At 58.6% G+C, this 20,759-nt stretch carries 14 protein-coding genes, 1 tRNA gene and 1 pseudogene; 5 read left to right on the top strand and 11 right to left on the bottom strand.

Annotated elements, in window-relative coordinates; translation table 11 throughout:
- Positions 1–34: 34 nt before the first annotated feature.
- Together M9920_03220 and M9920_03215 are read right to left on the bottom strand one after the other, a co-directional pair.
- Entirely contained in the window at positions 35–709 is a 675-nt protein-coding gene (locus M9920_03220; protein MCO5051295.1) for an ABC transporter ATP-binding protein, read from the bottom strand.
- Positions 702–1,997, bottom strand: a complete 1,296-nt coding sequence (locus tag M9920_03215) for an ABC transporter permease (protein ID MCO5051294.1) — start codon at positions 1,995–1,997, stop codon at positions 702–704. Before M9920_03215 ends, M9920_03220 begins: the two co-directional genes overlap by 8 nt.
- Positions 1,998–2,296: 299 nt before the next feature.
- Here M9920_03215 and M9920_03210 point away from each other — a divergent pair, with 299 nt between their 5' ends.
- Positions 2,297–3,421 carry a hypothetical protein gene (locus tag M9920_03210; GenBank protein MCO5051293.1) on the top strand — a complete coding sequence of 375 codons (1,125 nt, stop codon included), beginning with the start codon at positions 2,297–2,299 and terminating at the stop codon, positions 3,419–3,421.
- Between the two features lie 9 nt (positions 3,422–3,430).
- Here the strand turns inward: M9920_03210 and M9920_03205 are convergent, their stop codons facing one another.
- Complete coding sequence (locus tag M9920_03205) at positions 3,431–4,438, bottom strand: glycosyl hydrolase family 43 (protein MCO5051292.1); 1,008 nt, start codon at positions 4,436–4,438, stop codon at positions 3,431–3,433.
- Positions 4,439–4,598: 160 nt separating this feature from the next.
- Between M9920_03205 and M9920_03200 the strand changes: the two are divergent.
- Positions 4,599–5,183: pseudogene (locus M9920_03200) on the top strand (zinc-binding dehydrogenase).
- Positions 5,184–5,387: 204 nt separating this feature from the next.
- On the opposite strand, the gene M9920_03195 reads toward M9920_03200, so the two are convergent.
- From M9920_03195 to M9920_03180, 4 genes are all read right to left on the bottom strand, one after another.
- A tRNA-Ser gene (locus M9920_03195) sits at positions 5,388–5,480 on the bottom strand.
- Between the two features lie 184 nt (positions 5,481–5,664).
- Positions 5,665–6,516, bottom strand: a complete 852-nt coding sequence (locus M9920_03190; protein MCO5051291.1) for a glycoside hydrolase family 16 protein — start codon at positions 6,514–6,516, stop codon at positions 5,665–5,667.
- Between the two features lie 131 nt (positions 6,517–6,647).
- Positions 6,648–9,152 carry an immunoglobulin domain-containing protein gene (locus M9920_03185; protein MCO5051290.1) on the bottom strand — a complete coding sequence of 835 codons (2,505 nt, stop codon included), beginning with the start codon at positions 9,150–9,152 and terminating at the stop codon, positions 6,648–6,650.
- Positions 9,153–9,279: 127 nt separating this feature from the next.
- Positions 9,280–11,328 carry a hypothetical protein gene (locus tag M9920_03180; protein MCO5051289.1) on the bottom strand — a complete coding sequence of 683 codons (2,049 nt, stop codon included), beginning with the start codon at positions 11,326–11,328 and terminating at the stop codon, positions 9,280–9,282.
- 377 nt (positions 11,329–11,705) lie between these two features.
- Between M9920_03180 and M9920_03175 the strand changes: the two genes are divergently transcribed.
- Together M9920_03175 and trmB are read left to right on the top strand one after the other, a co-directional pair.
- A complete protein-coding gene (locus M9920_03175) occupies positions 11,706–12,212 on the top strand; it encodes a hypothetical protein (protein MCO5051288.1) in 507 nt (168 codons plus the stop codon).
- A 659-nt stretch (positions 12,213–12,871) separates the two neighbouring features.
- Complete coding sequence (trmB, locus tag M9920_03170; protein MCO5051287.1) at positions 12,872–13,477, top strand: tRNA (guanosine(46)-N7)-methyltransferase TrmB; 606 nt, start codon at positions 12,872–12,874, stop codon at positions 13,475–13,477.
- 1 nt (position 13,478) lies between these two features.
- On the opposite strand, the gene M9920_03165 is transcribed toward trmB, so the two are convergent.
- The gene (locus tag M9920_03165; GenBank protein MCO5051286.1) at positions 13,479–13,925 is read right to left on the bottom strand and encodes a phage holin family protein; all 447 of its coding nucleotides are present in this window, start codon (positions 13,923–13,925) and stop codon (positions 13,479–13,481) included.
- 24 nt (positions 13,926–13,949) lie between these two features.
- Here M9920_03165 and M9920_03160 point away from each other — a divergent pair, with 24 nt between their 5' ends.
- A complete protein-coding gene (locus tag M9920_03160) occupies positions 13,950–17,279 on the top strand; it encodes a S41 family peptidase (GenBank protein ID MCO5051285.1) in 3,330 nt (1,109 codons plus the stop codon).
- A 16-nt stretch (positions 17,280–17,295) separates the two neighbouring features.
- Here M9920_03160 and M9920_03155 read toward each other — a convergent pair whose 3' ends face one another.
- The 3 genes from M9920_03155 to M9920_03145 form a co-directional block, all read right to left on the bottom strand.
- On the bottom strand, positions 17,296–18,558 hold the full coding sequence (locus tag M9920_03155) for an ABC transporter permease (protein ID MCO5051284.1): 1,263 nt from the start codon (positions 18,556–18,558) through the stop codon (positions 17,296–17,298).
- 112 nt (positions 18,559–18,670) lie between these two features.
- Positions 18,671–19,894 (bottom strand): ABC transporter permease, encoded by a 1,224-nt coding sequence (locus tag M9920_03150; GenBank protein ID MCO5051283.1) that lies wholly within the window; start codon positions 19,892–19,894, stop codon positions 18,671–18,673.
- An 87-nt stretch (positions 19,895–19,981) separates the two neighbouring features.
- The gene (locus tag M9920_03145) at positions 19,982–20,674 is read right to left on the bottom strand and encodes an ABC transporter ATP-binding protein (GenBank protein MCO5051282.1); all 693 of its coding nucleotides are present in this window, start codon (positions 20,672–20,674) and stop codon (positions 19,982–19,984) included.
- Positions 20,675–20,759 lie beyond the last annotated feature (85 nt).

Below are 20,759 nucleotides of genomic sequence, written 5' to 3'. Positions count from 1 at the left end.
TATCGCGCAATAAACCTCGTCGCCGGGGCGGGAATCAACTGATCTGTCCGTCCACCAGTTGCACCACTTTCGGTGCGCGTCCGGCCACCCCGGCGTCGTGGGTGGCAATGATGAGGGTGGTGTTTTTCTCGGCGCGTAACTGGATCAGTAGGTCCACGATTTCCTGGCCCGTGTGCGAATCGAGATTGCCGGTGGGTTCATCGGCAAGAATGAGTTCCGGTTCATTGATCAGCGCGCGGGCGATGGCGACGCGTTGCTGTTCGCCGCCGGAGAGTTCGTAAGGTTTGTGATCCAGGCGCGCGCCCAAACCAACCCGCTCCAACAGTTCCTGCGCGCGGCGGGCGGCCATCGGGGCTGGAATCCGCGCCAGACGCGCGGGCACACAAACATTTTCCAGCGCGTCGAGTTCGGGGAGCAAATGGTAGGCTTGGAAGATGAAGCCCAGCTTGACGTTGCGCAGGTGGGCCAGCTCACTTTCGGATGCCTGGGTGAGGTGGGTGCCGGCGCACCAGATGGTCCCGGTATCGGGCGTGTCCAGTCCGCCCAGCAGGTGGAGCAGCGTGCTTTTACCGGCGCCCGAGGCGCCGCGGAGGGCGATGAATTCGCCGTAACCGACTTCCAGGGAAACGTCGCGCAACACTTCGAGCCGGCGTTTGCCGAGCGTGTAAGTTTTTCCGATTTTTTGCGCGGCCAGCAGCAGTTCACTCATGACGCAGGGCTTCCACGGGGTTTAGGCGACTGGCGTGCCAGGCCGGGAAAATGGCCGCCGCCAGACAAATGAGCAGCGAACCGCCGCCAATGATCACCAAGTCCACGGGCAGAATCAACGCGGGCAGTTGGGTGAACCCATAAATTTCGGCGGGAAACAATTCCGCGCCGGTTACGCGCCGCATGAACTCCAGGAATTCATTGCGATAGGTGATGGCCAGGATGCCGAGGCCGAATCCAGCCAGAATGCCGAGGCCGCTTACCACCAGGCTTTGCGCGAGGAAGACGGTCATGATTTGCCGGCGGCTCGCGCCCAGGGCTTTCAGCAAACCGATCTCGCGCGTCTTCATCATGATGAACGTGATGAGCGTGCAGGTGATGCCGAACGCGGCCACCAGCACGATGAAAAACAGGATGTAGAGCATCATGTTTTTTTCCACCGCCACGGCCTGCATCATCGGACTGTCCTGCATCCAGGTGGTGACGCGATAATTCGGGCCGAGTTCATTTTGGAGTTCGCGGGCGACTGTGGTGGCGCGAAACGGATCGCGCACGGCCACGGAGAGATTGCTGATTTCGTCGGTGTCAAAAAGTCCGAATAACATTTGCGCCTGCTCCAGCGAGGTGAACACAAAGAGCGAATTGAATTCGTAGAGGCCGGCGTCGAAGATGCCGCGGATTTCGTATTCGTCCGGCGGAATTTCCGCGTTGCGACCGTGCCGCTCCAGGTCGCGCATTTTGCGCAGATGCCGCTCGGAGAGGATGAGCACCTTGTCACCCACGCCCAGGCCGAGGTCGTCCGCCAGGCGTTGACCGATGACCAGGCCGCGGCGTTCCACGTCCCAGTTGCCCGCGACCATGTTGTTGGTCAGGTTGCTGACGGCGCCTTCCGCTTCCGGATCAATGCCGCGCACAAACGGCGCGCGCAGGAGGGCTTGTCCATCCACCGGTTGTGTTTCCAGCAGCACCTGGCCCAGGACGTTGGGGGCCACGCCGACCACTTCGGGATTTTCCGCCACCTGTTTTTCCACCGCGTAATAATTGCTCAACGTGCTTTCCCGACCGGGGGAACCGGCGGCGTATTGGGAAACTTTCAGATGCGAAGTAAAGCCCAGCACCTTGGCGCGCAGTTCGGCGTCGAACCCGCTCATGACGCTGATGACGATAATCAATACCGCCACGCCGAGCATGACGCCGAGGACGGAGATCAGCGTGATGATGGAAACGAACGACCGTTTGGGCCGCAGATAACGCAGCGCCAGGAGCAGTTCAAACGGTAGTTTCGACATGTCGCGAGAGCCTATGCGGAGCGGGGAATGGAGTCAATGCGGGCAGTCATTGCGGGCAGTCATTGCGGGAGACGTGAACCGGTTACCGGCGGAATTTTGTTCCGCAATGAATCGCGGGCGGCGCAAAGAGCTTGAGGCGATCCGGTAAAAGGATTCCAATGACGGCGCGCGTGTTGATCAAGCATGTCAGCCTTCGCCAAACTGGAACCGACGCGGTGGCGCCGGGAGCGGTGCCCGGCAAAATTCGCTGGGCGGGAACGGACGGCAACACGAGATGAAATAAGTCGCGCGGCATCAGGATGGAAAATTCACTCGCACCCTTGGCGCAGGTCCGCGAACTCTTCGGTTCGGTGGAGCGGGCCGGCGATTCGCTGGCGCAGTTCCGGTGGCTGGTGTTTCGTCGGCACGGCAAACCGCTGCTTTTGTTGCCAACCAACTTTCGCGCCGCCACTGCCGCCACCCAACTTTACGCGGCGCAACGACCAGCAGCCCGGCTGGTGCGGAAATTATTGCCTTGGTATGCGGGCACGCCGTTGCGCACCTTCGGAGAACAATTCACGGTTCAAGCTGATCCGATCGCACCCTTGACTGCTTGCTTACGCGAACTGGGCGGCGGAGATCAATCGGCGTGCGTCACCCCGGCGATTTTGATCGGCAATCAGCCCGCCGCAGCGCAGCGATTCATTCTGCTGGCGTTGGACGGCACCCGGTCGCCAGTGGCCGTGGTGAAAGCGGGGTTGCAGCCGCAAGCCCGACAAATCATTGCTCGCGAAGCCGAAGTGCTGCGGCAACTGCCAGCCGACCGGTTGGGGATTCCGAAATTCCGAAATCATTTTGCCGGCGAAACTGGCAGCGCGTTGGCGATGGATTATTATGCCGGCCGCAGTCCGACCGATGACGGCGAGGTCGGTAGGATTCTGGGTTCGTGGTTGCATGAAAAAGAAACTCTGACGGTGGGGGCAACGGCCGTGTGGCAGGAGCTGGCGCGAGTCAGCGCCACGGATCCGTTGTTCATTTCGTTGAACGAAACGCTGGCCAACCGTCAGGTGCGCGCGGCGGTGCATCACGGTGATTTTACGCCGTGGAACGTGAAGGTCCGTCCCAACGACGCGTGGGTGGTGGTGGATTGGGAGCGTGGCGCGTTGCGGGGATTGCCGGGGTGGGATTGGTTTCATTACGAAATCCAGACCGCAATTTTGAAACACCGATTGACCGCCGAAGCGGTGGCGACCCGCGTGGAGGCGTTGTTTCATCAGCCGCAATTCAAGCAGTACGCACAAGCGGCAGGAATTGCTGCTTATCTGTATCCCCTGACGCTGGCATACCTGCTTTACCACAATCGGGTCATCAAGCCGGGCGAAGGTTTGCAAGTAGGAGAACAACTGTTGCGGTGGTTGGCTCAGCGTGCCGCACTCCCGGTGTAGTGGCGGAATTTATGGCGCGGTGGCTTTGCCGAAAGCGGCGACGAGGGCGTCAAATTCCTGACGCGAAATTGGCAGCATGGCGCCATGACGCACCTTGGGTGGGAGATAAAATTTATCCCAATCAGGTCGCTGGTTGCCGGCCACTTCAAACCACGGTCCCGCGAGCGTCAGAGCCGCCGAAAGTCCATACGCCACGCCGGGATACTGTTCGTAGTAGAGATACCAAGCTTTTCCGTTTGGCGCGGGAATCAGCGTTGGCGCTTCCCGGAAGCTCGGGCTGATCGGGGGGCCGGGCGGGGAATAATTTCCCCGCAACTGCCCGGATTGACAGATGCGGATGGTCTTGCCCGTCGGCCAATTCACCGTGGGATAACGCTCGTCTTTGATGATGGCGTAGTAGATGCCGTTTTCCGGTTGCACGATCGTGTCAATGGTGGCCAGGTCCCAATGGAAAAATTTCCGCGGCGGATCGCTGAAGGTGCGCAAATCCTTGGAGGTGACATAGAGGGTCCGCTGACTGGCCCAATACGGTTCCGGCAAATCGGTTGGTCCCAGGTCGTGCGGCGTGTGCCAGGTCAGCAGGTATTGGGCGCTGACCGCATCAAAAAATAATTTGGGTGCGCCAATGCGGGCCAAGGGTTTCGGATAATCGGGCACAGTTTGCAAGTTGGGCGTGAATTCCCCGTATTTTTGCCAGGTGATTAAATTGGTGGAGACCCAGAAATTGATGTCGGGAGCGTCGTCGCTGCGGTTGCCAACGAGGTAGTAGCGGTGGTCCGGTCCGCGGCAGATGCTGGCGTGACCGCGATAATCCTCAAACACCCGGCGCCCGTGATTAAGCAACTCCCAATGCAATCCGTCGCGGCTGACACTATAATAGAGACGACCGTAATCCCCCTGCATCATGTGCGCGAATAGGTAGGCTTCATACCGCGGCGCTTCGCCGGGAGCGACTTGACCGGGCGGGGGCGGTAGTTGTGCGGAAATCACCCCGCTCAACCAGAGCGTGCCAGTCAAAAAAAGGCCCGATATGCGTGTACGGCGTTGCATCAATAACTCGGAGTATGGAACAAAACCCGCAGCGGATTCCAAGTCCAAGTTTCCGGTCCACTCGGTGGAGTTTGGCCGAGCGGGAGAAATCAGGTCGTACCGCGAAACTGCGCACCTTGCTGATGGTCCCATCCTTTGTGCCGGGCTGGCAACCTTCAATGCGTTGAAGAAATCGGGCGCGGAGCCGGGCGATCTCATCGCCGTGCTCGGCGTCGGAGGCTTGGGACACATAGCATTGCAATATGCTCGCCGGATGGGATTCGAGGTGGCCGCCATCGGGCGAGGCCGGAACATCGCGGACGAGGCCTTGCGGCTGGGAGCTCATGTTTACATTGACGCAAGCCGAGAAGATGCGGCCGGTGTACTTATGGCGATGGGCGGGGCCAAAGCCATCATCTCCACGATAGGACATGCGGAAACGGTGTCTTCGTTGCTCGCTGGGCTTTCTCCGCGTGCCCGGCTTGTGCTTCTCGGTGTTGGCAAAAATCCGCTGTCAGTTTCGTCCGGGCATTTTGTCGGAGACGAGCTCAGCTTACTTGGGTCCATCACTGGCACTCCCTACGAAAACGAAAAGGCGCTCGCTTTCAGCGTCCTGGTGGGGGTGCGCCCGCAAATCGAAGTGATGCCATTGGCGAAGGCATTCGAGGCATACCAAAGAATGAAGTCGGGCCAAGTGAAGTTCAGAATGGTTTTGACCATGACCTCCGAATAGGAAGGGAAGGTTACAATAACCCTCTTCCCCGTCAGGTGCGAGCTCATCGGTAGGACCCGAAAAAGAACCGATTCAGAAGGTTCTACACCCTTGAAGCACCAAAACATGAACCCAATGGCTCGTAGTGAACTTAAGTTTTTACGCGATTAATCCGCCTTCAATGAACTGCGAAAGATCTGCTGTAAGTCCGCATTTAGATCATGGTGGCGGAGAGAGAGGGATTCGAACCCTCGTTACGGCTTTTGACCGTAAACCGGTTTAGCAAACCAGCGCCTTCAGCCACTCGGCCATCTCTCCATTCCCATCAGAACTATCGCGGACTACGCGTGAGCATGGCGATGCTCGGTCAGACGCGGAAAATTTTCAAGGGAAATTCCCGGAAATTCCCGCCTTTATCCGACGTTTCGAGAAGATCCGTTCAAGAACCCGCGCGCGGTTGCCTGCGGAGTGTCATCCCGCTCCTCTCAACGGATGAGCGACGCTAAGGTTTTTCATTTTCTGGCGACCCGGAGATGGAAGTCGGCGTGGTGGATTGATAAACCCGCACGTAATCCACCACCAATCGCTGCGGCAGCACGGTGTCATTGTCCGGGTATCCTGGCCAATGTCCGCCCACCGCCAAGTTTAACAGGAGAAAATGCGGCTGCGTAAATGCCCAGGTCGCCCCTTCGGGCAATAGCTTGGGCGTTGCTTGAAAGTATGCGGTTCCGTCCATGAACCATCGGATTTGATCGGGAGTCCACTCGATTGCGTAAACGTGAAAATCGTCGGCGAAATTTCCATGATCCGGCAACGCCGAGACGCCCCCAATGCTCCCGTTACCCGAGTAACCGGGGCCATGAATCGTGCCGTGGATCAGCTTCGGTTCACGACCGATGTTTTCCATGATGTCAATCTCTCCGCAGGCAGGCCAGCCATGCGTCGTAATACGGTCGCCCAACATCCAAAAGGCGGGCCAGATGCCCTGTCCACGCGGAATTTTAATCCGCGCTTCCGCCCGACCGTACGTGAACGAAAATTTTCCCTGGGTTTTGATCCGACCCGAACTGTAGCGAACATCCTGGAAATTATCCGGATGCGCTTCGATGATTAACTGGCCGTTCTCGATGCGAACATTGTTCGTGCGCGCGGTATAATTCTGAAGCTCGGCGTTTCCCCAGCCGCTATGGCCGAGATCGAAAACCCATCGGTTCGTGTCAGGGCGAGTGCCGTTGGGCTGATCAAATTCATCCGCCCAAATGAGCTTCCAACCCGGTAATTCCTGAGCGAACCCGGAAGCAGCTAGGAGCAGTCCCAGACCCAGGAGTTGGAGTGGTCCTTTTATTAACTTCACGTGTGGGCGAGGTTTCTAAAGCATGGCGATGCGGTTATCGGGGATTGACCCGTCACTCCGCGTCGTGGTGACCCGGAAGGAATTTGTCCTTCGGGACAGAACGGCCATGTTTCAACCGCAATCATAACCCGTCACGGGACCGCCAACAGACGGAAAAAGCGATTTTGTTCCGGCACCAAATTCTCCGAATAAGGCGGAGTGGGGCGCGGCGTGATGGGATGCCACGGACCGGAGGGGACGTCGGCCCATTCCAATTGCGCGTTACCGCTCCAGTCCAGTTGGATCTGCCCATTTGTAATCACCGGCGCCAGGAACTCGGGCGGACGTAAGAATGCGTCCACCCGCAGCACGCCCAGGTAAGTGAAGTGATTGGCGTTATTATTATTTGGCGTCGGGGCCAGACTGATGGTGAGGTCGCCGCCCGGAGTGGGTACCACGCCGGTGAGCTTTACCGTGTTGGTCACGTTGTTGGCCGCGTTCAAGGTCGCAAACCGCAGGGTGTCGCCTTCCACCGTATAGCCAGTTTCCCGATTATCCCCCACGCCCAACCGTGAAGCATAAAAGGTCAGATCGTACAAATGGTCAGGCTGCAATCCCACCAGCTTGAAACTGGGGAAAATATTGGCCAGCCCGCTGAAGGTCTCCGTGTTGCCATAGAGCGAATCGCTGGTGGCGTTGGCGGGCAGGAAGAGCGAACTGGTGGTGCCGTTTTCGTTCGCCCCATTGAAGCGCCGCACCATCACCAGCCCCACCGTGGTTGGCCCATTCAGCGTGGTGACGATATTGGTCAGCCGTCCGGTGTCGGAGCTGCCCACCGCGGTGGTGATGTTATTCCAAAAGTTAAACGGATCATTAGGCGCCGAACCATAACTGGTCGTGGTGACGCCTCCAAAATCGAACAGCAGGGTTTGCTGCGCGGGATTTTGCGAGGACGGGACCACATGCAACACCGCGTTACTGCTGGTGACGCCAAACGCGAGATTGCTCACGGTGACCGAATACCGGCTGCCATCCAGGTCCAGGGTCACGGACGGAATGGTCAGCGTGAGTTGGTGCGCGTCGGGAATCGCCACGTCGTTGCTGAACCATTGAATGAAATACGGCGGGGTGCCCTGCACGGCGGCGGTGAAAAATGCCGGCAGGTATTCGGACACGGTTTGATCGGTAGGCTCTTTGGTGAAGATAATCGGCGTTTGTTCCGGCACGGCATCTATCCGCAGGGCGCCTAGGTAGGTGAAATGATTGGCGTTATTGTTGTTCGCGGTGGGCGCGAGACTGATGGTGATGGCGCCGTCAGCCGTCGGGGTGATGGCGGTCACCGACGCGGTGGCGTTCAGATTGTTTGCGGCATCCAGCACCGCGACCCCGGAATTTTGTCCGGAAACCGTGTAGCCCGTTTCCCGGTGGTCACTGACTCCCATCCGCGAGGCGTAAAAGGTGAAGCTGTAAGTACGATTGGTGTTGAGTCGGGTCAGTTTGAAGCTGGGAAAAATATCACTCAAACCGTTGAAGGATTCCGTGTTGCCGTATAAGGAATCCTGCGTGGCCGTTGCGGGAAAATCCGCCGCCGCGGTCGTGCCGTTGGCGTTGGCCCCGTTGAAGCGACTAAGAATTTCCAATCCGATGTCCGTCGGCTGGTTGGCCGTGGTGACGATATTGCTCAGTTGGCCAAGGGGCGAAGCGCCGACCGTTTCGAGCACGTTGTTCCAATAATTTTCCGGATCGCCGGGAGCGGGACCGTAAAGGGTTGGCGTGGCGTCCGCGCCAAAATCGAAGAGGAAAGATTGCGTGCCAAGCTGGCTGCCGCCGGAAACGGTTGCCCACGCCGCATCCTCCAACTGGGCCGTCGGCACGGTAAGCCCCAAACCGAGACTGGTGATCAGCGCGTTTGTTCCCAGCCCGTGTGGACTCACCCCATAAATCACGCTGTAAATCACGCAGGCCGTCAGGTAATAACCGTTGTTGTTGCCGTGATATTCGTCACTGCCGTGCAACCGCACGTAAAGCGGATCCGTCAACTCCCGCAACCCGCCCGCGTTCTCCCAGGCGTCACCAACGGGGGCGACCGCGACCTGCAGGTTTGTCGGATAATTCAAATTGATCGAATTGGCCAGGCCCTGATAGTTGGTGCGCAACTCGGTTTGAAATTCAGCGGTGCTGGCGAAACTGTTTGGTCCCGAAACTCCGGTGATCAAGGAATGAGCCGCCGAACGGGACCAGGTTTCAAAGAGAATCACCTGCGTTTGCGGATAGTTCTGCATGATCTTTTCGTAGAGCAGCGTGCCGTAGGTGTAATGGTCGGGGATGTTGCCGCTCGCCAGATGCGTGGGCTGCGTGCTGTAGTTTTGCAGAATGACATGCGTCCACGGTTTGGACGCAATGGTCGCCAGCGTGGCGGCGCTCTCGTAATGGTATTTGAAATCCACGCCGCCCGTTGCCTGCATCACCGTGTCCGGATCCGCGTGTCCGCCCGCCTGGGCCAGCCGGTCAAAAATACCGGGCACACCGCCGCCACCGCTGCCGATGGTGAAACTGTTTCCAATGAAGAGCACGCGATTTTGAGCGGACGACATTTGCGTTCCCGCTCCCGCGAGCGCAACGATCAAGGCGAGACGAATCAGACGATGAATCAACATAAACAACTGCATTTTTACCGGATTAACTTGGCAGACCATTTCACTTGCCGCCACTAAAACAAAACACCCACGGAAACCAAACAAGCTTTCCGTGGGTGAACTATTCAAACACCCTTAAACCACCCCGTTATTGTACGAGCCGGAAGAAGCGGTTCTCTCCAGTCACCACATCCTCCTCGTAAGGCGAGGTCGGCGCGGGTACGACTGGCGTCCATTGGTCTTCGCCCTCGAGTGAGGACGCGCGCTCCAATTGGGCGGTGCCGGTCCAGCTCAGATGCACCTTGCCACCACTGATCTCCACCGAGGTGAACTCCAGCGGCACGACGTAGGGAGCGACGCGCAGCACGCCGAGATAGGTGAAGTGATTGCCATTGTTGTTGTTGGCCGTGGGGGCAATGCTCACTTGAATTTCACCGTCGGCAGTGGGTGAAATCCCGGTCGTGGTGGCGATATTGTCAATATTGTTTGCGGCGTTCAACGCGGCGAAGCCCGTGTTACCACCTTCCACCGTGTAGCCCGTTTCCCGATTGTCGCCGACGCCGGTCCGCGAGGCGTAAAACGTCAACGTGTACTGACGCGCCGGATTCAACCCGGTAAGTTTGAATTTCGGGAAGAAATTGGCACCAGATCCGAACGCTTCAGTATTGCCAAACAAGGAATCGCGCGTGGCCGTTGCCGGAAACAGAGTTGAAGTCAGGGTGCCATTCTCGTTGACCCCATTGAAGGGCGCGATCATGACCAGCCCAATCTGGGTCGGTGCGTTATGAACCGTCACGATATCGTAGGCCTCACCACCTTCCATTGTGCCCACTCCGGTAATGTTATTCCAATAGTTGACGGGATCCGCCGGCAGCGGACCAAACCCGGTCGGTGAGCCGTTCGCACCGAAATCAAACAGCAGGTCTTGATCTTCAATGGCGAGTGCCTGACCCGTCACGCTGCTATTGGGCGCAATGGTGTTGCCCACCACGTCTTTAACATTGTTCACGGTCACAGTGAAGCTGCCCGCGAGGTTTTCCGACAGGTACAGCGTCACGGTCTTTCCAATTTCGTAATCCGGTACGGCCGCGCTCACGCCCACGCTACCGTTGTTCACCGTGAAGTTTTGCGTGTCGCTCGCGCTCGTCCAATCCAATGGCTCGTCAAAAGTCACGACGATCGTTTGTCCGTCATAGCATGCCGCCGAAAGCAATGTCGGGGGCTGGGTGTCGTTCGATACGTGCAGCACCGCGTTCGTACTCGATACGCCGTATTGCAGGTTGCTCACCGTCACGGAATAGGTGTAGCCGTCCATTGAGAGGTCCGCAGATGCCACCGTATAAGTGAAATCATTGGCGTTATAGATGGGGTTACCGTTCTCGTACCATTGCACGAAATACGGAGCGGGACCGCTGACGGCACACGTAAAGGTGGTCGGAGTGAGCTGGATCACCGTCCGGCTCGACGGCTGTTCCGTGAACGCCAACGGCGTCTGCGGCGGTACAGCTTCAATTTGCAGCACGCCCAGATAGGTGAAGTGATACGCGTTGTCATTGTTGGCCGAGGGCGCCAGCGCGATGCTGATTTCTCCCGCGGCATCGGGACTTAGGTCGGATACCGTCGTCGTGTTTTCTTCGTTCGCCGACGCATCCAACACCGCCGTCTCCGTCGTGGCCCCAACCACCGTGTATTCCGTCTCCCGGTTGTCGCTCACACTCATCCGCGACGCGTAAAATGTGAACGAGTATTTCGTGGCGGCGTCCAAGCCCGTCAATTTGAACTTCGGGGTGACATTGGCCTTGCCGATCCACTCTTCGGTATTGCCGTACAGGGAATCGCGCGTGGCGTTTTCCGGATAGAGCGTGGAAAACCGGGTGCCGTTGTCGTTCACATCATTGAACGGACTCACGATGACCAGACTGATGCTGCTCGTTGTGTTGTAGCTGTCCACCAACCCGGTCAACGTGCCATTGAGCGTCGCTCCCAGAGTGTTATTCACGTTGTTCCAATAACGGTTTGGATCGTTCGCCGGCGCCTCGCCGCGCGTCGTTCCCACCGCCCCGCCAAAGTCAATCAGGTAGGTTTGCGCGTAAGCCATGCTCCCCGCCAACAGCAGAAAGGTGGATAACACCGCGCCACCACAACTCCGTCCGGCTCGTCGCCAGAAGGGTGATCCGATGGGTGCCCGTCTGATCATGGTCCTCGAATTTCCAGATGCTTCACTGAGATGAACTGATTTCATAATAATGTTTGGTTGTTTTTTACCGGCTCCCTTCCGCAGGAAAGCTCACAATTTCCTGCCTATCAACGCAAATTGACCGCGCTTTGGCAAGTAATTTTGGGCCTCGATCCGGGGCTCGATTCATCTCCGTTTCATCGGTGACGCGATGTTCATTTCGAGATCCTCCATCGCGATGGCGGAGAGGGAGCACGGTTTCGCGTGTTTCGGGTGGTTCGCAGTTTATTCATTGGTTGGCAGTCGCGGAGTCATGGCTACAACGCCGGGAATGGCAAACAGGCGATAAGATATAGAGTTGTTTCCCCGCAAAAAGTGGCTCAAATTCTTTTGCGCTCATGAACAAGTGCTCACAAACATTTTCGTGTCGTATCAACGTTCCGAGAGGAACAGGCTTGTTAAAGTGGTTTGGTGCATGCTCGTCTGAACTGGTCGCTTCTCGGGAAGGCTTGGAAGTTCAGAATCGCCATATCGAATGGACAAATATCAAACGCCTGCTTCGTCACCGAGGTAGAGTGTTGATCTCAACGCAGGAGGGGCAGTCGGAATTCGTTGTTTTGAGTCCATTAACGGGACTGCAGGATCCGGCTCTTGCGTCCCTAATCGAGCGGCTGGGGCTTGCGCTCTCTCACAACGAAAGAGAAAATGCAGACCACATTTTCAACAAACTTGGCAAATTTTCAAAACTTGTGATGTTCTCAAAGCTCGCGAGTATCTTCTTGGTTGCCAGTGCGGGAATCGTCGCATTCATTTTCCCATCATTCTTGTTGGCGTTCGTCATGGCTGCTGTCGTGATGGCCCTTGGCGTGGCGTGGTTGCCAACGCTTTATGCGAATCGGGTTTAGCATCGCGTTGTGAGTAAAACAGAGACCTTCGGTGTCCCGCACAAGCAGTGAGAAAGAATCTGGCTCGCCGGCTCGGACGACGGCTCCGGCGCCGACAATTGATTCACACCTTTTGACCACAAGCCGAACTTTCGTTGTGACCAAATGCTACCGGTTGCTATGAACTTCAAGAAAGCGAGGTCATGAGTTGGGGAGCGCACCCGTCTCGGGTGCAGTTCGCCGCGTCCCGCGTCGAACACCGGATGAAGCGGATTAGCCGCAAGCTGGTGTGATTTGATTGGAGTTTGGGTGGAACGGGCCACTGGCCCGTTCTGTCGGGCTACCAGCCCGGCAGTCGAACGCAAAGAGTGCGAACTCAATGGGGTGCGATCTCCGTGCGCTCGGCTGGACGGCAGGTTGCCGCCCAGAACGGCCAAGTTGGCCGTTCCACCTGAACTAACTGCATCATTCCGGTTAAGCCGGTGCGGTTTCTGTCGGGCGAGACGCCCGACAGCATACGCGAGACGCGTATGCTCCCCAGTTGCCGTTGCACGATCGCGACCGCGAAATACGCCAACCACGCGAAAACTGGGACGGGAACAATGGCTTTCCCGGTTGCCATTTCCTTGCGCGTGTTTCGGGCGGTTGCACCGTGGTCGTGGGCCGCTTAAGCTGCGGCGATGGGATTATCGCCGACTGAATCCAGAGCGTTGCTTTACGAGTTGCCGTCCATTGTGGAGCGGTTGGAGCTGCGGCAGCTTTTTCCACAAGCGCAACCGTTGGAGGTGGAACTGGGTTGCGGTGATGCGTCTTTTCTGCTGGATTACGCGGCGCAAAACCCAACCACCAATTTTCTGGGCGTGGAGCGGTTGTTGGGACGTATCCAGAAGCTGGATCGCAAAGGGCGGCGGCGCGGTCTGACCAATCTGGGCGGGGTGCGGATCGAGAGCGCGTATTTCCTCGAATACCTGTTGCCCCCGCATTGCGCCACCGCGTTGCACATTTATTTTCCCGATCCGTGGCCGAAGCAAAAACACCGGAAGTTTCGCCTTATCAACGAGCGTTTTCCCACGCTGGCCTACCAAGTCCTGGTCCCGGGAGGGCGGGTTTATTTGCGCACGGATGACGCGGATTATTTTCAGCAGATGCAATCGGTATTTGCCGCGGAACAACGGTTTCATCCGGTGGCGACGCCAGCGGAGCTGGCGGCGGTGCGAACGGATTTTGAACGTGATTTTAACGCGCAGGGCATCGTCACGCGACGGGCGGCGTACGCGCGGGATTGAATCAAACGTCAATCACCGGTCCGCCGCCATCGGGGCCGGATGAACCCGGCGAACGGCGGCGCACTTTGATGGTGGCTTTCGCACCGCCAGTGGCAAGGTTGAGCAGCAGCGAAACCACGCTGATGATAATCGCGCCGAGCATGGCCCAGCCAAATCCTTCAATGACGAAGTTCATGCCGAATACGCTCATCATCGCTTTCACGAGGTAGAGCAGGCAGGCGTTGATGATGATGGTGAAGAAGCCCAGCGTGAACACCAGCAACGGCAGCGCGAAGAACAGCATCAGCGGACGGATGAAGGCGTTCAACATTCCCAGGAGCAACGCGGCGACGAATACCTGCGCCACGCCGGAACATTCCAGATGCGGGCGCAAAACCGTGACCGCCACCAACACCGCAAAGGTGTTGATGAGCCAGGTTTTAAGGAATCTTTTCCACTCGGATTTCATTCACGCCCTCGCACGCAGAAGAACATGGGGGAGAATCCAGGTCCGCACAAGCGACAATCCCGCCGCCGCGAGAAATTACCGGGCTTTCGTGAAAAATTCTCGCGGCCTCGCGCGCTTGTTCGCATCCTGATCCGCATGAGCTTCCGACTGTTTTGGATTTGCCTGGGATTGGCGACCGTGTCGCTGGAGGCGGCGCCGCGCGGTTACTACCGTTTTCCAACGCTGCACAACGACACGATTGTGTTCACGGCCGAAGGTGATTTGTGGCGCGTGCGCCGCAGCGGCGGCACCGCCGAACGGATCACCTCGCACCTCGGCACGGAGGCGTACGCGGCCATTTCGCCCGACGGCCAAACGCTTGCGTTCAGCGCCGAATATGAAGGGCCGACGGAAGTTTACACCATGCCGTTGGCGGGTGGTTTGCCGGTGCGCCGCACGTTTCACGGCACGACGGCGCGCGTGACGGGCTGGACGCCGGACGGCAAATTGATGTACGCCACGGAAGCGTTTTCCACTTTGCCCAACTGGCAATTGGTCACACTCGATCTGAAATCCGGCGCGCGCACGGTCGTGCCGCTGGCGCAAGCCAGCCAGGGCGTTTATGCCGATGACGGGCGACAATTGTTCTTCACGCGGTTGGCGCAACAAAGCAGCAGCGCCAAACGCTATGTCGGCGGTACGGCTGAAAATCTGTGGCGCTTCGTGGCAGGAGATGCCGAAGCCGCGCCGTTGCTGTCGGATTTCAGCGGGCAGAGCCGGAATCCGATGTGGTGGCAGGGCCGCGTCTATTTTGCCGCGGATCTGGATGGCGTGATGAATCTGTGGTCCATGAATCCGGACGGATCAGATCGCCGCCAGCTCACGCACCATCGGCAGTTTGATGTGAAATCACCCGCATTGCAGGGCGGGCGGATCGTGTATCAACACGGCGCGGACCTGCGGCTGTACGAACTGGCGACCGGCCAGGATGACGTGGTGAACATTCAACTTTCCTCGGACTTCGATCAAATGCGGGAGCGTTGGGTGAAACGTCCGCTGGATTTTCTGACCAGCGCCCACCTTTCGCCGGACGGGGATCGCGTGGTGCTGACGGCACGCGGCAAGATTTTTGTGGCGCCCGTCGCCTCGGGGCGATTCATTGAATGGCCGGCGCCGGCAGGCGTGCGTTATCGCGGCGCGCGGTTTTTGCCGGATGGCAGATCGTTGCTCGCGTTGTCGGATGAAACGGGCGAGTTGGAGGTGTGCCAGATTCCGGCCAACGGCGTTGGGGATGCGGAGTTGTTGACCAAGAACGGCACGGTCTTTCGCTTCAGTCCCCAACCGTCTCCGGACGGCAAACATCTGGTATGGACGGACAAGGATCGCAAGTTGTGGTTGTTCACGATGAAGGGCCGGAAGACGAAATTGATCGCCACCTCAAAGCACTCCGGCTTCGACGAGCTTGCGTGGTCGCCGGACAGTCAATGGCTTGCCTACACCGATCCGGCCAGCAACCTGGTGCAGCAGATTCATTTGTATCGCCTGTCCGACGGCACCACAAGCACCGTGACCAGCGATCGGGTGGACAGTTATAGTCCCGCGTTTTCGCCGGATGGCAACTGGCTGTATTTTTTGAGCGACCGACAATTGCGTTCATTGGTGACCAGTCCGTGGGGCGCGCGGCAACCTGAACCGTTCTTCACCGAGACCACGAAGATTTACGCCCTGGCATTGAAAGATGATCTGCGCTGGCCGTTTCAACCCCAGGACGAATTGCAATCGGAAAAGAAGTCGGAAAAATCCGGCAAGAGCAAAGCCACCAAAGTCAATCTGAAGGGCTTGTCGGAGCGGTTGTATGAAGTGCCGGTGGAAGCGGGGAATTATTCGCGTCTGGAAGTGACCGCGAAACATTTGCTGTACGTGGCGCGCGACGTGGGGTTTGAGGCCAAGCCGCAATTGAAGCAACTCGAAATCACCAACAAGGAGCCCAAACCCAAAACGCTCGTGGAAAACCTGACGAGTTATGAACGGGCCGCGAAAGGGAAGAAACTGCTGATTCGCAAAGGCGACGCGTTTTATGTGGTGGCGACGGATAGCAGCGCGCCGGCGAAGTTGGACGAGCGCCTGAAGCTGGATGATTGGACGCTCTCGATTATTCCGCGCGAGGAATGGCGGCAGATTTACACGGAATCGTGGCGAATGTTGCGCGACTACTTTTACGACCGTCAGATGCACGGCGTGGATTGGCCCGCCATGCGCGTGAAGTATCAGCCGTTGATCGAGCGCGTCAGCGATCGCGCGGAGCTGAGTGATGTGATTTACGATCTGGTGGGCGAATTATCCGCGTTACACATTTTCGTCCGTTATGGCGATCAACGGGGCGGCTTGGACAACGTACGGCCGGCGTCGTTGGGGGCGCGGTTGGTGACGGATGCCCGCGCCGGCGGTTGGCGGATTGAGCATATTTATCGCGGGGATCCGGACTATCCCGGCGACCTGGCCCCGCTCAGTCAACCGGGGGTGGCCGCTGAAGTCGGCGATTTGATCACCGCCATCAACGGGCGCAATCCGTTGGCTGCGGCCAGTCCCGAACTGCTGTTGCGCAATCAATCCGGCAAACAGGTGTTACTGGAGCTTGAGTCCAAGCCGGGCCACCGTCGGCAAGTGATCGTAACGCCCGTTTCCACCGCGGCGGAAGCCGACCTGCGTTACGGCGAATGGGAACTGACGCGGCGCGAACGAGTGGAGCAGGCGGGGCAGGGGCAGATCGGTTACGTGCATTTGCGGGCCATGGGCACGAAAGACATTGCCGATTGGGCCAAGGGCTTCTTCCCCGTGTTCAACCGGCCGGGGTTGATCATTGATGTGCGCCACAATCGCGGTGGCAACATTGACGCGTGGATTTTGGAGAAACTCCTGCGTAAAGCGTGGTTCTACTGGCAGCCGCGCGTCGGCGATCCGTATTGGAACATGCACTACGCGTTTCGCGGCCACCTCACGGTATTGTGCAACGAACGAACCGCGAGCGACGGCGAGGCGTTCAGCGAAGGTTTCAAGCGGTTGGGCCTGGGCAAAGTCATCGGCACGCGCACGTGGGGTGGCGAAGTCTGGCTTTCGGCTCAACGCTGGCTCGTGGACAGCGGCATGGCGACGGCGGCGGAAACGGGCGTGTACGGTCCGGAAGGCGAGTGGTTGATAGAAGGACGCGGGGTGGACCCGGACGTGATCGTGGATAATCTGCCGCACGCGACCTTCAACGGTCAGGATGCGCAATTGGACGCGGCGATCAGCCATCTCCAGAAATTGATCGCGCAAGATCCGCGACCGGTTCCGCCTCCGCCCCGGTATCCGGATAAATCATTTCGCGCCAAGTAGCCCGGCATGGCTTCCATCATTCGTAGCGCAGTGATTCGATGGGATCGAGCTGGGCGGCTTTATAGGCGGGATAGGTGCCGAAGATGATGCCGACGGCCGAGCAGATCACCAGGCCGATCACAATCCAGTCGAGCGGCAGGGCGGGTTGCACTTTGAGAAAATAAGCGGTGACGTTGCCGCCGAGGATGCCGAGTAATACGCCGATGGCGCCGCCGACTTCGCACAACACCACGGCCTCCACGATGAACTGCGTCATGATGTTGCGCTTCTTGGCGCCGATGGCCCGGCGGATGCCGATTTCGCGCGTCCGTTCGGTGACGGAAACCAACATGATGTTCATGATGCCGATGCCCGCCGCGAGCAACGCAATCGAGCTGATCACCGCCACGCCGACGCGGACCGCCAGGGTTAGCCCGCGAAATTGTTTGATGAGCGAATCGTTGGAGGAGATTTCAAAGTCGTCCGGTTCGCCCGGCGGCACTTTGCGCGCCACGCGCAGCACGCTGCGGACCTGCTCCACGCAATCGTCGTAACCAGCCTGATCGCGCGCTTGCACGAGCAACGTCAGGCTGCGCCAGGTGTTGCCGCCATAACGGTTCAAGCCCAGAGTGATCGGCACCGCCACGAAGTTGTCCTGACCTTCGCCCATGCGGGTGCTGGCCTCCAGAACTCCGACGACCAGGTGATTCACTCCGTCAAACTTGATCGTCTGGCCCACCGCGCCGCCCCGGGGAAATAGTTTTTTGGCGAGCTTGTTGCCGAGCAGGCAAACGAATCGCGCCGCGTCCACGTCGGCGCTTAACAAGCCGCGACCTTCCGCGAGGTTCCAACCCTTGCAAGCCAGCGCTTCCGGCGTGACGCCCAAAAGGGTTACGTCGGGATCCGTCGTGACGAAACGCGAGGCGGCTTCCGCCTGTCGGAATTCTGATTCAGCGCCCACGGCGACGGCGAGCGTGGCGCGCTCCCGCAAAAGCTGTTGGTGATGCAGCGTCAGCGGCAGGCGGCGCCGATACTTTTCCCATCCGGCCGGTCCGGCGAAAGAAATGGCCGGCCACTTGTCCACCGTGAACGTGTGCGCGCCCAATCCGCTCAACTCGCGTTCGATGTTGCTTTGCAGCACGCGCATGGCGGTCATCGTCACAATGATTGAAAACACTCCGACGACGACGCCAAGCAAGGTCAGAGCCGCGCGTAATTTGTGGGCGGCCAGGGCGTTCAGAGCCATTACGAAGCTCTCGCGCGCTTCATCGAACCACAGGGTGGAGCATCGTTTTTTCATGCGGCAAAGACCTGGGTGAAAGCAGGGCCGCCCGTCGGAAAAGTCGCGTCGGCTCTGAATCGCGTGCCGGACGTTTTCAGTTGGGTCGGGCTGTGGAATTTTGTTGGCGCGTTCATTCGCTTCTCAAGGCGTCCACCGGATTCATGCGGGCCGCGCGCCAGGCGGGGAGGAAACCGGCAAGGATGCCGGTCAGTGCGGAAACGCCGAGCGCCAGCGCGGCAATGGGCAGCGACAGGGTGGCGGGGAAAAATCGGGAAATGCCCCAGGTGACGAGCGCCGCCAGCCCGAGGCCGATCAGTCCGCCCATCAGACAAATGACCGCGGCTTCAATCAGGAATTGAATCAAGATGGCGCGACGTTTGGCCCCCACGGCTTTGCGGACGCCGATTTCGCGGGTTCGTTCCGTGACCGAAACGAACATGATGTTCATGATGCCAATGCCGCCCACGAACAGGGACAAACCGGTGATGAACAAACCCACGCCGCCAATGATCCGGGAGACCTGGGTGAACTTTTGAATGAACGCTTCGAGCGAGTTGACGGAAAAATCATCCGCGTCGGTGGGCGGCAGCCGGCGCACGTTGCGCATGACGGCGCGCACTTCTTCCTTGGCGTCTTCCAAATGTTCCAACCCGCCGACTTTGACCGCGATGCGGACGCCGGGGAAGAAAGTAAAACCGCGTCCCATGAGCGTGACCGGAATGTGCGCGGTGTTATCGAGGTTTTCGATGCCCAGAAACTTGCCTTTTTTTTCCAGCACCCCGATGACCTCGAACGCCATGTCGTCAATGCGGATGCGGTTGCCGATGGCGTGGCCGTGCGGAAAGAAGTTGCTGGCGATGTCCGCGCCCAGCACGCAGACGGGGCGGTTGCCCTCGACTTCCGCGGCGGTGAAATAGCGCCCGGCGGAAAAGCTCAATTCATCGGTGGCCACGGCGGTTTCGGTATTGCCCACCAGGAACACACCGGTGGCGACGTTGTGGCCGTAGCGCAAGGTGCGTACGCCCACCGATTGCAAATTGACGTGCCAGTTGGGGTTCGCCTTGCGGATGAAGGCGCGTCCGTCGGCCAGATAAATTTCCCGGCGTTTGATCAATTTCCACCATGGTTCATCGTTGAACCATGGCCATTTTTGGATGAAGAAAACATCCGTGCCAACGGCGGATACGCTGGTGAGGAAGGCCGCGTTCAAACCGCGAATCGCCGTGCCCATCAGCGTCACGGTGACGATGCCGATGATGATTCCCAAAGTGGTCAACGCGGCGCGCAGCTTGTTCGCGCCGATTGCATCCCAGGCAATGCGCAAGCCCTCGCCAATCTCGAGCAGTAATTTCATGGCGAGCCGAACGCGATTCCGCGCCGTGACCGTCGCGACGGGGAAAATTTTAGTCGGGAGTTCATCGGGAAATGGTGGCGCACCGGATCATGATTTGCGTTCCAGCCGTTCGTCGCTCGCGATCAAGCCGTCCCGAATGCGAAGGATGCGGCGCGCTTGACGGGCGATGTCTTCCTCGTGAGTGACCAGGATGATGGTGTTGCCCTTTTGGGCGAGTTCCTCGAACAACGCCATGATTTCCTCGCCAGTCTTCGAGTCGAGGTTGCCGGTGGGTTCATCGGCCAGCAGGATGGAAGGCTGGTTCACGAGCGCCCGGGCCACGGCGACGCGCTGGCGTTGGCCGCCGGAAAGTTCGTTGGGCCGGTGATGCACGCGATCACCCAAACCGACCTGCTGGAGCGCGGTCAGGGCGGTTTGTCGGCGCGCTTCCGAAGGCAGACCCGCATAGATCAGTGGTAATTCGACATTGTGCAAGGCGTCCGAGCGCGGCAGCAGATTGAAGGTCTGGAACACAAAACCAATCTCGCGGTTGCGCACCTCCGCCAGTTCGTTGTCGTCCATCTCGCTGACGTCGGTGTCGTTGAGTTCGTAGCGACCCGAGGTTGGCGAGTCCAGGCAGCCGAGTACGTTCATCAGCGTGGATTTTCCCGAACCGGACGGGCCCATGATCGCGACGTACTCGCCGCGCTGAATCTCCAGTGAAACATCGCGCAAGGCGTGAATGGTTTCCGTCCCCATTTGATAGCGGCGCGAAATATTTTGCAGACGGATGAGACTCATGCGGGTGAAGCGGATGGTCCGCAACCGGGGCCGGGACATTGGAAAACCAACCCAGTCCGTGGGCGACTCGAACCGCCGCGACCAT

It is taken from the genome of Verrucomicrobiia bacterium (assembly GCA_023953615.1).
Lineage (GTDB): Bacteria > Verrucomicrobiota > Verrucomicrobiia > Limisphaerales > JADLHS01 > JADLHS01.
Note: the sequence above shows the minus strand (reverse complement) of the source record. Positions and strands in the feature narration are given on the sequence as shown.